Annotated in this window: 12 protein-coding genes; 5 read left to right on the top strand and 7 right to left on the bottom strand. The window is 64.7% G+C overall.

What is annotated here, in order from left to right; genetic code table 11:
* Positions 1-21: 21 nt before the first annotated feature.
* From SX243_12085 to SX243_12075, 3 genes are read right to left on the bottom strand one after another with little or no spacing between them, the layout of a single operon-like run.
* Positions 22-429 (bottom strand): peroxiredoxin-like family protein, encoded by a 408-nt coding sequence (locus tag SX243_12085; protein ID MDY7093701.1) that lies wholly within the window; start codon positions 427-429, stop codon positions 22-24.
* Positions 430-564, bottom strand: a complete 135-nt coding sequence (locus SX243_12080) for a hypothetical protein (protein ID MDY7093700.1) — start codon at positions 562-564, stop codon at positions 430-432. It lies immediately after the preceding gene.
* A gap of 47 nt (positions 565-611) precedes the next feature.
* A complete protein-coding gene (locus SX243_12075) occupies positions 612-1,658 on the bottom strand; it encodes an SDR family NAD(P)-dependent oxidoreductase (protein MDY7093699.1) in 1,047 nt (348 codons plus the stop codon).
* Positions 1,659-1,760: 102 nt separating this feature from the next.
* On the opposite strand from SX243_12075, the gene SX243_12070 reads away from it, so the two are divergent.
* Complete coding sequence (locus tag SX243_12070; protein ID MDY7093698.1) at positions 1,761-2,729, top strand: FAD-dependent oxidoreductase; 969 nt, start codon at positions 1,761-1,763, stop codon at positions 2,727-2,729.
* Between the two features lie 429 nt (positions 2,730-3,158).
* On the opposite strand, the gene SX243_12065 is transcribed toward SX243_12070, so the two are convergent.
* Positions 3,159-4,535, bottom strand: a complete 1,377-nt coding sequence (locus SX243_12065; protein MDY7093697.1) for a 1-acyl-sn-glycerol-3-phosphate acyltransferase — start codon at positions 4,533-4,535, stop codon at positions 3,159-3,161.
* A gap of 22 nt (positions 4,536-4,557) precedes the next feature.
* A complete protein-coding gene (locus SX243_12060) occupies positions 4,558-5,940 on the bottom strand; it encodes an MFS transporter (protein MDY7093696.1) in 1,383 nt (460 codons plus the stop codon).
* A gap of 97 nt (positions 5,941-6,037) precedes the next feature.
* On the opposite strand from SX243_12060, the gene SX243_12055 reads away from it, so the two are divergent.
* Complete coding sequence (locus tag SX243_12055) at positions 6,038-7,363, top strand: PQQ-binding-like beta-propeller repeat protein (protein ID MDY7093695.1); 1,326 nt, start codon at positions 6,038-6,040, stop codon at positions 7,361-7,363.
* 127 nt (positions 7,364-7,490) lie between these two features.
* Entirely contained in the window at positions 7,491-7,832 is a 342-nt protein-coding gene (locus SX243_12050) for a hypothetical protein (protein MDY7093694.1), read from the top strand.
* Positions 7,833-7,902: 70 nt separating this feature from the next.
* Here the strand turns inward: SX243_12050 and SX243_12045 are convergent, their stop codons facing one another.
* Positions 7,903-9,297, bottom strand: coding sequence for a hypothetical protein (locus SX243_12045; GenBank protein ID MDY7093693.1), 1,395 nt, complete (start codon positions 9,295-9,297; stop codon positions 7,903-7,905).
* A 148-nt stretch (positions 9,298-9,445) separates the two neighbouring features.
* Positions 9,446-10,447 (bottom strand): FRG domain-containing protein, encoded by a 1,002-nt coding sequence (locus SX243_12040; GenBank protein MDY7093692.1) that lies wholly within the window; start codon positions 10,445-10,447, stop codon positions 9,446-9,448.
* Positions 10,448-10,737: 290 nt separating this feature from the next.
* Between SX243_12040 and SX243_12035 the strand changes: the two genes are divergently transcribed.
* A complete protein-coding gene (locus SX243_12035; protein ID MDY7093691.1) occupies positions 10,738-10,941 on the top strand; it encodes a DUF433 domain-containing protein in 204 nt (67 codons plus the stop codon).
* Positions 10,942-11,286: 345 nt separating this feature from the next.
* Complete coding sequence (locus SX243_12030) at positions 11,287-12,015, top strand: carbon-nitrogen hydrolase family protein (GenBank protein ID MDY7093690.1); 729 nt, start codon at positions 11,287-11,289, stop codon at positions 12,013-12,015.
* Positions 12,016-12,154 lie beyond the last annotated feature (139 nt).

The raw sequence follows: 12,154 nt of genomic DNA, 5'->3' as shown, positions 1-12,154 counted from the left end.
GGAAGCCGGGCGGCCGGGAGTTCAGCCGGCGGGAATGTGCTCCAGGAGCTCCTGGGGATCCACGTGGTCGCCGCCCTCGCGGCTGATCTGCGAGAAGAGCACCTCGTCCTCCGGGGTGAAGATGAAGGCTCCGCCCTGCTGCCAGGGGTCGCCTTGGACGCTGCCCTGGCGATGGCCGGAGGAGAGGGCGCGGGCGGCGTTCTTGATCACTCCCAGCCGGAAGGTCGACCCGAGGTTTCGGCGAAGCCCCGCCGCGGCGTAGGCGGTGAGGTCGGGGTCGGTGAGGAGGGGGAAGGAGAGCTCCCGCTCTTCTTGGAAGCGCGCAGCCTGGGACGGGCTACCGTTGCCCACCACCAGCAGGCGGGCTCCACGGTCTCGGATCTGCGGTTCGACGTCACGCAACTGCGCGACCTGCTCGCGGCAGAACATTCACCCATAGTGGCGGATGAAGACCACCGCCGCCGGCTGCTCGCGCCAGAAGTCTCCCAGCTGCACCGGCTCGCCGGCGGTGTCCAGGACCTCGATGTCGCGCAGGTTGCGGGCCGTGTTCTCACTCGGGCTCATGGGGATTCTCCTCGTCGTTGGATGGGTTGGGTGTCGCTGCTCGCATTTCAGGGCTCGCCGGCGGATTCTTCGGAGGATCGGGGCCGGGGAGCTGCCGTGGGCGCCAGCCCAGCCTGTTCTCGCACCCGGCGCCAGAGTGTCGCTCGCTCTTCCTCGCTCTCTCGCTTGCCCGGCAGCAGATAGGGGGAAACGACCCGGCGGTCGAAGAAGAGCTCGCCGCTATGCTTCCCCGCGGCTTCCGCCGCCGCCAGCCAGACGATGGTATCCGCTCCCTGGCGCGGAGAGCGCAGGCGCTTGCGGGTAAATCTCCAAAAAGCCGGCAGCGCCTCCCGAACTCCCGGGGTATCCGCCCAGCCGGGGTGCATAGCGTTGACGGTGACGCCGTCGTCCGCCAGCCGCCGGGCCCACAGCTCGGTGAGCACCACCTGGGCGCGTTTGGCCTGGGCATAGGCGACCACGCCGTCGAAACGCCGCTTCTGCCAGTCGAGGTCACCCACGTTGAGGCGCTCGGTGTACATGCCGCCGGAGGTGACGGTGACCACCCGGCTACCGCCCCTCGCTCCGTCGCCGTTGTGCTCCGTGGCGGCGCGCAGGTTGGGGAGCAGCAGCTCGGTGAGCAGGGTCGGCCCCACCACGTGGGTCGCCCAGGTGAGCTCCAGCTCGGTATCGTTTTGGGTTTCGACGAGGGTCCGGCGGTGCACCAGGGCCCCGGCGTTGTGCACCAGCACATCCACCGGCGTCGATCCCAGACGCCGGGCGAGGTCGCGGACGGAGCCGAGATCGGAGAGGTCGACGAGCTCCAGGCGGCCGTCGTCACGGCCGGTGGCGGTGTTCAGATCCGCCAGCGCCGCTTCGCCCCGTTCCCGATTGCGGCAGAGCATCCACACCTCGGCGCCCAGCTGACCGAGACTCAGAGCGGCGACTTTGCCCAGGCCGGAGTTGGCGCCGGTGATTAGCACTCGCCGACCGGTGAGGTCGACCTGCAGATCTTCGGCATCGAAGTGGCGGGCGTGGCGCCGGTAGCCGCTGGCGTCGAAGGAGAAGTAGATGGACGCGTCCAGGACGCGGTCGAGAAGGCTCGGGCGGTAGCTCATACGATCATTCCTCGATGGGGGACAGTAGCAGAGGGCGCAGGAGGTTCCGGAGGGTCGTTCAGCGTCTTGGTGCTGCGGGGCAGACTCGATAAGCTGCCGAGAATGGGAAAGATCTTGGTCCTCGGCGCCGGCATCATCGGGCTCTCCACGGCAGTGCGGCTGCAGGAAGAGGGACACTCGGTGGAGATCTTGGCACGCTCGCTGCCGATGGAGACCACCTCCGCCATCGCCGCCGCCATCTGGCTGCCGTATCGCGCGGAGCCGGCGGAGAAGATCGCTCGTTGGTCGGCGCAGACGTATCGGCGCTATGCGGTGGAGGCGAGGGATCCGGCCTCGGGGGTGCAGCTAGTGGAGCTGCGCAAGATCGCTCGCCGGGAGCTGGTGGATCCCTACTGGCTGCGCCCGGAGTATCCGTCCCGCCGCCTCTCCTCGGACGAGCTGCCGCCAGGCTATGAAGACGGCATGGCGGTGCGGGTGCCGTTCATTCCGTCCAATCGCTATCTGCCCTGGTTGCTGGACCGTTTTCGCGCCGCCGGTGGCACGGTGACGGTGGGGGAAGTGGGGAGCCTGGAGGAGCTGCCGCAGGAGCCGGAGGCGGTGGTGTGCTGTGTCGGCCTGGGAGCGCGGGAGCTGGTGGGGGACGACAGTCTCTTTCCCATCCGCGGTCAGCTGGTGCGCTTGCGCTCGCCCTCCTCTCCAGCCCAGGAGATTCCTCCCTACGTCGGGGACGAGACTTCCTTCGAGGACCCGGTGTACATCCTGCCTCGGGGATCGGAATGCATTCTCGGAGGCACGGCGCAGCCGGGAGAGGGCGACCTGGCGCCGGATCCTCAGACTCAGGAAAGAATCCTGGCCCGCTGTTTCGAGATCGCTCCGGAGCTCCGCGGTTGGAAAGTCGACGGAGCCCTGGTAGGCCTGCGCCCTGGCCGCCCGTCGGTGCGTCTGGAACGGGAGGTTCTCCACGGTCGCCCGGTGATTTTCAACTACGGTCACGGGGGGTCGGGATTCACGGTGGCCTGGGGGTGTGCGGACGAGGTCGTAGAGCTCTTGGGCGAGTCCCTACCCGAATAGTAGGAGCTCTTGAACAAGTCCCTACCCGAATAGAAGAACCCCTCCGTCGGGCCAGGGACCGGCGAGCCTGGGGGCGTGGGCCGTCGGGTTCTGCGGTGGGCGAAGACGCCCATCCTCGAATCCCGCAGCCCACTCAGACCGTTGGATGTAGCCGGGCCGTTGGGGATGAAGGGATGGGGAGTGGTATCGCTGACGGGGCGGTCTCCTGCCGGATGACACGATTCCACTCTCGCTGGCTCCATCCCCAGAGCTTCGGTGATCACTGCCGGTGTGGTGAGGGGGCGGGACCCGAGGATGGCCCCCTGGCCACCGCAGGGCCCGACTCCCGAGCACCCCGCACAGAAGGTCCTCTGTTCGACCCCAGCGAGTGCCTACCCGAATAGTTGAAGGCTCCCTCGTGACGAGTGCCTACCCGAATAGTTGAGAGCTTCAAGAGGGAGTGGGGGAGGGGGCTTGATCTTGCAGATAGAGGTCCACGAGCTCCGAGACCTGCCGCAGGATGGTGGCGCGGCGGGATTTGAGCTCTTGGGCCAGGTCCTTGCGGCCGTGGAGGAGCAGGTAGGCGCGGGCCTCGGCGAGGAAGCCGCCGCTGCGCTCACTGAAATGGAGCGCCTGCCAGCCGGTGATGGGAGCCAGGGCCAGTAGCGCCAGGGCTGGCCAGAGCCCGAAGAAATGACCCATGAGACCGGCTTCCAGACCCCAGAAGAGCGGGAACGCGAAGAGGGCGCTGAACAATTTGTAGGTCGACTGCACGTCGGGCTTGTCCGCCATCTTCGCCGCAATCCATCCCGGGATCCGATATGGCAGCCAATTGAGCACCAACCCCACCAGCGCCAACGGCAGCCGCAGCAGGAGCAGGCCCAGGGTGTGGAACAAGTATCGGGCCACCAGATGCCGGGGATAGCTCGCTGCCACCTGGTCGTCCCGCAGCCCACAGGCCGTGAGCAGGTCGTCGTAGTGAGACACCGCCGCTTCCACCCGCGCCACCCGCTGGGGATACTCCCGGGCCAGCCGCCGATAGCCCGCCAAGAACGCCCGCCGCAGCTTCACCCGATCCGAGAGCTGGCCGCGGGTGGGCAGCGACGGCGCCGGCAGAGCCCACAAATCCACCGCCCGCTCCAGCCTCCGCGCCTCCGACCACGAGCCATAGTTCAGGGTGACCTCGCGGATCCCCTTCTCGATACGCGTGGTCAGCTGCTGGACCGCCTCCCGATCCTCGTCGTCCGTACCCTCCTCGAGCTCGATGGCCTCGCCGAAGCGCAGTAGCGCTCGGGAGCGAAATCGCCCCTTGGCATCGAAGGTCATCCCCGCCGGCACGATCGCCACCCCTAGCGGTCCGAAGCGCCGCTCCGCTCCCAGCGCGATGCGGGCCGCGCCGGTCTTCAGGGGCTGGAGCTCTGGTTCGTTGTGGCTGATGCCCTCGGGGAAGAGCGCGATGCTCTCACCCGCCGCCAGCGCCTCGTAGCAGGCGGCGAAGGTCTCGACATTCTTGCTCGCATCCACTCCCGGATCCTGGCGCCGGTACACCGGGATCACCCGCGCCGCCTTGAGGAACGGCAGCAGCGGCTTCATCTTCCACAGCGTGCTCTTGCCCAGGAAGCGGGGCATCCGCGGCAGGCTGCCCACCAGCAGCACCGCGTCGATGAGGGAGTTCACATGGTTCGCCACCACCAACACCGGCCGGTCTCGGGGCAGGTGTTGGTGGCCCTCTACCTCCACCCGGCGGAAAAACACGCCGAGTACCCAACGGGCCAAGGCTCGCAGCAGGCGCTGAACCCAGCGCTCCTCCTCGGGCTGAGGGGCCACCGTTGTCGGGGGGGGCGGGCTCTCAGTCAGAGAGGCCTCCCGGATCGGAGCTCGGCAGATCGTCGCCTTCCGGTATTGCGCCGGACTTCTCGGCGTGCCAGCGGGCCGCCTCGGCGTGGCCGTGCTCCTCGTTGACCCAGGCCATGCCGATGAGCCCGATGACGAAGAACACCGTGGTGGTGAGAATGGCCGTGCGCTGGGAGCCGGTGAGGGAGGAGACGACGCCGAAGAAGATCGGTCCCACCATATAGGCCGCCTTGCCCGCCAAGCCCCAAAAACCGAAGAACTCGCCGCTCTTCTCCCGCGGCGAAAACAGCCCTACCACCGCCCGGGATGCGCTCTGCAACGAGCCGATGCCCAGCCCCGCCATCCCCGCCAGGACCCAGAACTGCCCCTTGGTCTGGCAAAAATATGAGCCCACGCACACGATCACCCAGATCACCAGCGTGATCTGGATCGACCGCCGGCCGCCGATGCGGTCCTGAATCCAGCCGAAGACCAAGGCCCCGGCGGCGGAGGCGACCTGGAGCATCAGGAAGAGGACGATCAGCTCCTGGGTGGTGAAGCGCAGGGTGCGTTCGGCAAAAATACCGGCGAAGGCCACCACGGTGGTCAAGCCCGCCTGATAAAAGAAGAAGATCACCAGGAAACGCCGCAGCTCCGAGAAGTGGGTGATCTCCCGGGCGGTCTCTCCCAGGCGGTGGAAGCCCTCGGCGGCGAAGTCCTTGAGGCTCTTGCTGGAACGCCGTGGGGCCCGTTCCTTGAGAAAAAAGAAGGTGGGCAGCCCGGCGACCAAGAAGAACGCGGCGGTGACCACCCAAGCCATGCGCAGCTCGAAGAGGGCGCCGGTGCCTTCGGCTCCGATCAGGACCTCCCGGGGCAGATCCAGCCCCGCCACCAGCGGCCGTACCAGCAGCAGACAGGCGAGGCCACCGAAATAGCCCAGTCCCCAGCCGAAGGCGGAAATACGGCCGATCTTCTCCGGCGTCGAGATCTCCGGCAGGAAGGCGGCGGCGAAGTTCTCGCCGAAGGAGAAAGCGACGTTGGAGATCACCAGGAGCACCAGCCCCAGGACGATTTGCCCCGGAGTAGCGAAGAAGAGCGCCGCGGTGGCCCCGACGCAGAGCACGTAGGAACCGAAGAGGAACGCCTTCTTCCGTCCGGACCCGTCCGCCAGGGCTCCCACCAGCGGTGAGGAGAGCATGACCAGAAGATTGGTGATGAAGATGCCCAGCCCCCACAGGCCGTCGGCGTTGGGACCCGCCACCACGACCTTGGTGAAATAGACACTGAAAAAGACCGTGATGATGATGGTGGTGTAGCTGGAGTTGGCGAAGTCAAACATCGCCCAGCCAAAGATCTCCCGGCGTGTCACCGGCGGCGGCTTGTCGTGCATGGCGGTCATTCTACGCCAGTCATCTCGACCTTCTCCCAGTGTCCGAGGAGGTCTGACATAGACTCGAGCGAGACCGCACCCCCCGACGAACTCTAGGAGCTGGCCCATGGCGCACCTCAGACCCTCCTCTCGGCACTCTTTCTTCGTCCTCTGCCTCGCCGCCGTCCTGGCTTTGACCGGTGTCGGTTTGAGCAGTGGGACCGCCCTGGCGGCGGATTGGCCGCAGTGGCGCGGACCCCAGCTGGACGGCACCAGCGCCGAGACCGGCCTGCCGCTGCGCTGGAGCACGGAGCAGAACATCGCCTGGAAGCTCGCCGTGCCGGCCCGTAGCGGCGCCACACCGGTGGTGGCGGACGGACGGATCTACCTCAGCGTCAGTAAAGACCCGGAAACCGACAAAGAGTTGGCGCTTTGGGCGGTGGATGCGAAGTCCGGCAAGCTTCTCTGGCAGCGCCCCCTGGGCGGTGGCAACGAGCTCAAATACAAGCAGCACATGTCGTCCCCGTCGCCGGTGACCGACGGCCAGCGGGTGTGGGTGATGACCGGCACCGGCATCGTCAAAGCGTTCAGCCGCGAAGGCCAGGAGCTGTGGTCCCGGGATTTGCAGAAGGAGTACGGGGCTTTCGGGCTGCAGTGGGGCTATGCTTCGTCGCCGCTGCTCTTCGAAGATTCCCTGATCATCCAGGTGCTCCACGGCATGCACACCGACGACCCCTCCTATGTTCTGCGGGTCGATCAGGCCACGGGCAAAACTCGCTGGCGGGTGGAGCGACCCACCGAGGCCGTGCGCGAGTCCCCGGACGCTTACACCACCCCCATGGTGCTGGAGCGGGGCGGCGAGCCGGAGATCGTCATCGCCGGCGGCGACGTGGTCACCGGCCACGATCCCGTCACCGGCCGGGAGCTCTGGCGAGTGGGCGGCGTCAACCCCGACCGCGGCGCCAGCGATCGCCTGGTGGCCTCGCCGTTGGTGGACGGCCACCGCATCTTCGCCTTCGGCAAGCGCGGCCCCATCGTCGCCCTGGAAGCCTCCGGAGAAGGCACCCCCAAGACCCTGTGGATCAGCGAGACCGGCACCGACGTGCCCACCCCGGTGACCGATGGCCGCTATCTCTACGTGGTCAACGACAGTGGCATTGCCCATTGCTTCGACGCCGCCACCGGCAAGATCGTCTGGGGCCCCCAACGCCTCGCCACCGGGACCTACAGCGCCTCCCCAGTCCTCGCCGACGGCCGCATCTACGCCATCAACGAATCCGGCACCACCAGCGTCTTCCGCGCCGCCCCGGAGTTCGAGCTCCTCGCCACCAACTCCCTCGACGGCTACACCCTCAGCTCCCCGGCGATTGCCCAAGGCAGAATCTATCTGCGCACGGATGAGTTCTTGTACGCGGTGGAGGAGCCTCCAGCTTCCAGCGGCTCGCACGAGTGAGATCCCCAGGCCTCCCGTTCCGAATGTCAGGGATCATGAATTTGACATATTTAGCAGTAAATGTATAATTTATCGCGCTGAGACCGTTTCGAACCACCTTGATTGAATGTCTGAGGAGGAGTAAACGATGCGCAATTCTTTGATTCTGACCCTGACGATCGCCCTGAGCGTCTTCTTCATCGCTCCCGTAGCCTCGGCTGCGGATGCAGGTTCCATCGGCGCTGAGGCAATCCAGCCCGAGGCGTCACAGACTCTTCTTACACCGGATTTCTTTGAGCGCACGCTGAGCGCCCAGAGCGACATGTCCACCTCGGCCGAGGCGACGGAGGGGATCCAGCCATCCTTTGGCTGCAGTGGAGTTCTCTGTTGGAACCAGGAGGACTGCGCGCAGGCCTGCTATCCGATCATCGCCGTGAAGTGCGCCAAGGAATATGGCAGCAGTCAGCCGGGCTTCTGCCGCTACCTGTAGGCCAGCCCAAGCCTTGGAGAGACGCCGAGCTTCCGGAGTGCCGGGGCTCGGCGTTTTTGCCTTTCAGGGCTCAGCTCTCGACCCGCTTCCAGAAACTGTACTTCCGGCCGTGGTGCTCGCGGAGTGCTTCGAGGTAGGCGTCATGATCCGGAATGGAGCACCAGTCCTTTACCTGTGGAGCCAACTCACCCAAGGTTCGGAGATATCGGGCACCGTGTCCATAGGCGCGGGTGGTGCCACGCTGCAGGATCGAGTCGAGGAGAGCGCGGTAGAGGAGGGTGGCGGCGAGGTGGTGCTCCTCTGACCTCAGCCGGTCGGCCAGATCGAGCAAGTAGGTGTACTGCCTGCCCTCCAGTTCCTGATAGCGCCGGACGAGAAGCTGCTCGGCCTTCTCACCCTCGTCGATGTGGAGGAGCAAGCTGAGGGCGGATGGCAGGCTCCTCATCGTCTGGGCTCTCACCACGGCTTCGTCTTGGAGTTGCGCTTGGTCGTCGGCGGGCAGTAGGGCCGCCAGCGCTTGAAGAGTGCTCCGCCGCGGATCGATCTTCCAGATCTTGCGCCGGGTGGTGACGCGATCTTCCTCTCTGCCCAAAGCCTCGTAGGCCTCCGCCAGCAACTCCAGCCGCTCCACTTCGTTTCGTTCCCAGGAGCCTTCCAACCAGCGGAGCGCTCCTTCCGGCTGCTCGAGCTTCAGATAGCAGCGCACGATGTCTGCCTTCTGCAACTCGTTGGGCTCCGGGCTGCGGAGCCGAATGGAGTCGGCATAGACCTCCGGATCTCGTAGCGCCCAGGCCAGACTGCCCAAGTGCACAGCCGCCGTGTGCCAGCGCCAGCCCGTCTCATCGGGTTGCGCCTGACGTTCCTCTTCCTCGTACCGCCGCGCCAGCTCCCGGAGCTCGTCTTCCGCCAGCAGGAGATCCGCTTGAGGGAGCAGGTTGTCGAGAAGGCCGTTGGGGTTGTCCTTCATGAGTTTCTGAACCCGGGCGAGCCAATTCCCCTCGACTCCGCTCTCCCGGTAGCGCCGCGCCGCCCGCAACCACAGCCGGCAACCGACCCGGAGGCTGTCGAAGATGGCACCGGCAGAGTCGTCTGCCCGCTCCGTTACGCGGTTGCCGGTCTTGAGGAAGAGCTCCGCCAGCTCCAGCGCCGTCTTCGGATCTCCGCTCTCGACTACAGCCTCCACCTCGCGGGCGACATCGTCGACCTGATGGCTGAAGTCGAAGCTCTCGTGGTACCCCACGAACCGCCGGCTGCGCTTCCAGCTCTGGAGAGTTTTCCGCAACTCTTGGATATGTTCCATCGGTGCAACCCTCGCCGCATAAAGCTCGATCTCCCGGTCGATCCCGGCGTCGCGGCCGTAGAGGTTTTGGAGGAGGTCGAGGAGTTGGTCCTTGGAGAGGGAGGTTAGGTGGATGCGGGTGGTGTCGTCCATGGGGTGGAGGTTATAGGACTGGCTGGAGGTCAAGGTGTTCTTTCCTCCGGCTTGCGAAGCGGGCGACCTCCCTACGGCTGCTCCCTTCTCTCGTTATTCCCGCGCAGGCGGTTACTTGGGAGGCTGCTTCCCAGCCTCTTGGTGAAGCGAAAAGGTGAGGGCCGGTGCGGGAGGCCCCTTTTCACTCCTCCTCCAGGCGTTTGCACATTCGCTCTCGCTCTTTGATTTGTTGGCCCGAGAGCACACTAGGGTTGAGATCGAACTCTTCCCTCAGACGTCCCGACTCAAGAAGCCAGTGAAGCGACCTCGCATAGCCATCTGGCCCCGGGAAAAGGGTCATGCTTGTCAGATTCATCTGTTTCAGATCAGCTCGTCCCTCTTGGTGGATCTCAGGCTTCAAATCGATCTTGACCAGATCGAGCTTCAGCAAGGCTTTAGGATCTGCGTAAGGTGGACAGTCTTCACTTGGGCACGCTTCCCAAGCCCCGAACTCCTCGGCATCGATCTTTAGCCCCTTGAGTATCTGCTTGTGGAACCCGCCAGCAGCTCTTGTAGGGACAAGGAAGAGACCTTGCTGGTAGGCCAGTCGTTGATGAAGACGAGAAGGCTCGTAGGGGTAGACGCCCAGATCAAGCCCATTCTCCCGCTCCTCCTCGATAGCCGAGTAAACTCTCTCCTGGATGGTTGGGACCTTGAGCGAAGGCAAAGATCTGCCTTCGCCTTTTAGCCGGTGTCGCTGATCCTCACTATTGAGCTTTGGAAGATTCACGCACCAAATCGCCGCGGTTGCCTCGGGGACTGGATTTTCCAGGGCGAAGAAAGCGGCGCAATAGAAAGAGCGTGTGAAATCGAGGAGTCGGGTAGGGCCTCCGTAGTGCTGGATCAGACTCATCCAGCCAAACCAGTCGCTGGTTTCAGGGAGAATCTCGGCCGGAAAGAACAGGTGAGCAGACTTCTGGAATTCCAGGATGAGCTTTTTCTCGACTGCCAAGCGATCTTGGTTTCCCGTAGCGAAGCGCTCGATGCTCCTTTCGAGGCTGTGCTGCATCGTCCAGCGGGAATCTCCCACTCCTCGAAAAGCCCATCCAGGAAAATGGCGGCTCAGACGAATCACCTCGCCCCAAGTTTTGGGCTTGTAGACTCTGAAGTTATCTGGCTGGTTAGCAGACGTATTCTCGTTCATGAAGGAGTTTCCTTGGTCTCGAAGGCGAACTGGGCGAGTTGAAGATCAGGCTCTCTGCCAAACGCCCTCAACTTTGCTCGGCAAGCCGACCTGATCCCTAGTCTGGATGAAGAGTTCCAGGCCGGTACTTAGCTTTGCAACAGTACGCCGGCTCTCCATTTGCTGTTACTGGCTCTGAAACTCAAGTTTATCTGGTTGAGAAGTTTCTGAGGGCGGCCTTCCAGGGACAAGATTGCTGCCGCGATACAGTTCAGCTTGAGGGCGCCAGGTGGAAGGAGTGGAAGTGAGCCGTGAAGGGGCATGCAGAGCAAGTCGTACGACGGCCAGAGATCTGCGGCGGTGAACCCTGCATCCGCGGAATCCGGATTCCCATCTCGGTGATCCTCGACAACCTGGTAGAAGGCCTCTCGCCGGCACAGATCGCCGAAGAGTACCCACCGCTGACTCTGCAAGACATCGAGGCGGCTCGTCGTTTTGCCGGGGAGAAGCTCTAGGTCTATGAAAGAGCCCACGGCCAGACGTCCCAAACGAAGAGAAGGGGCAGCAGCCAAGGTCATCCGGCCCGGGGAGATCGCTCCGCGCGAGGACGACTGGCCCGGGACCACGATGGCAGAGCGGATCGAGGCGGTCTGGACTTTGACGCGGCTCTGCTACGGCTGGGGTAGGGACGAAGGGGATGTCCCACGACTTCAGAAATCTGTGGTTCGAATTCACCGCCCCGAGGATTGATCGGGGAGGCTCCAGTTTCGGAGGAGCTTGATGCTTTCCGTTCAGTTTGAGATCTCTAGGCTCAGGCGATCTCGGTCGCTGTAGCAGAGAGTAGCTAGACTCCCGAAACCATGAGACTCGCCCTGGCCCAAACCCACCCCACCCCCGGCGACATCGCCGCCAACCTCGCGGCCCATCTTCGATTCATCCGGAAGGCTGTTTCCCTCCAAGCGGACTTGGTCCTCTTCCCGGAGCTCTCCCTTATCGGCTACGAGCCAGCGTTGGCAGGGAAGCTGGAGATGCCCCTCGACGATCCGCGGCTGGATGCCTTCCAGCAGGTCAGTGACGCCGAGGGGACCATCGTTGGAGTCGGAGCTCCCATCGCGGCAGCTGGCAAGCCCCAGATCGGCCTGATCTTCTTCCGGCCCCACGAGCCTCGGAAGCTCTACGGCAAACATCATCTCCACGCGGACGAGGAGCCGTTCTTCTCGCCCGCTGAGAATTCCTGGGTCACTCTTGGCGAGTCACTCCGCATTGGGCCGGCGATTTGCTACGAGATTTCGGTGCCGGAGCATGCGGAGCGGGCGGTGGTGGCTGGGGCGGAGGTGTATTTGGCGAGCGTGGCGAAGACGGTTCCTGGGGTGGAGGTGGCGGGGGAGAGGTTGGCGGCGGTGGCGAAGCGGTACTCGATGCTCGTGCTCATGGCCAACTGCGTGGGGTGGGCGGATGGGGAACGATGCGGGGGGCGGTCGGCGGTGTGGGACGAGCGGGGGCGGTTGTTGGGGCAGCTCGATGGGGAAGGGGAAGGGCTGTTGCTCTTCGATACGGAGACGCGGGAGGTGATGGTGGTGGGGCTCTGAGCGGGACTTGCTACCCGACGATCTCTCGCCCCGCTGGAGCGGGGCCTGGGCAAGTTGCGCTGGACACGGCGCTGTGGTTCCCACGGTGGACCGTGGGAACCAGGTGTGCGAGTTCTGAGCCGAGCCGGCTGGAAGCCGG

This window comes from Acidobacteriota bacterium, from assembly GCA_034211275.1.
Lineage (GTDB): Bacteria > Acidobacteriota > Thermoanaerobaculia > Multivoradales > JAHZIX01 > JAGQSE01.
Note: the sequence above shows the minus strand (reverse complement) of the source record. Positions and strands in the feature narration are given on the sequence as shown.

Coding starts and splice junctions, on each gene's coding strand:
- SX243_12085 (MDY7093701.1), bottom strand. CDS start 429: ATGTTCTGCCGCGAGCAGGTCGCGCAGTTGCGTGACGTCGAACCGCAG.
- SX243_12080 (MDY7093700.1), bottom strand. CDS start 564: ATGAGCCCGAGTGAGAACACGGCCCGCAACCTGCGCGACATCGAGGTC.
- SX243_12075 (MDY7093699.1), bottom strand. CDS start 1,658: ATGAGCTACCGCCCGAGCCTTCTCGACCGCGTCCTGGACGCGTCCATC.
- SX243_12070 (MDY7093698.1), top strand. CDS start 1,761: ATGGGAAAGATCTTGGTCCTCGGCGCCGGCATCATCGGGCTCTCCACG.
- SX243_12060 (MDY7093696.1), bottom strand. CDS start 5,940: ATGACCGCCATGCACGACAAGCCGCCGCCGGTGACACGCCGGGAGATC.
- SX243_12055 (MDY7093695.1), top strand. CDS start 6,038: ATGGCGCACCTCAGACCCTCCTCTCGGCACTCTTTCTTCGTCCTCTGC.
- SX243_12050 (MDY7093694.1), top strand. CDS start 7,491: ATGCGCAATTCTTTGATTCTGACCCTGACGATCGCCCTGAGCGTCTTC.
- SX243_12040 (MDY7093692.1), bottom strand. CDS start 10,447: ATGAACGAGAATACGTCTGCTAACCAGCCAGATAACTTCAGAGTCTAC.
- SX243_12030 (MDY7093690.1), top strand. CDS start 11,287: ATGAGACTCGCCCTGGCCCAAACCCACCCCACCCCCGGCGACATCGCC.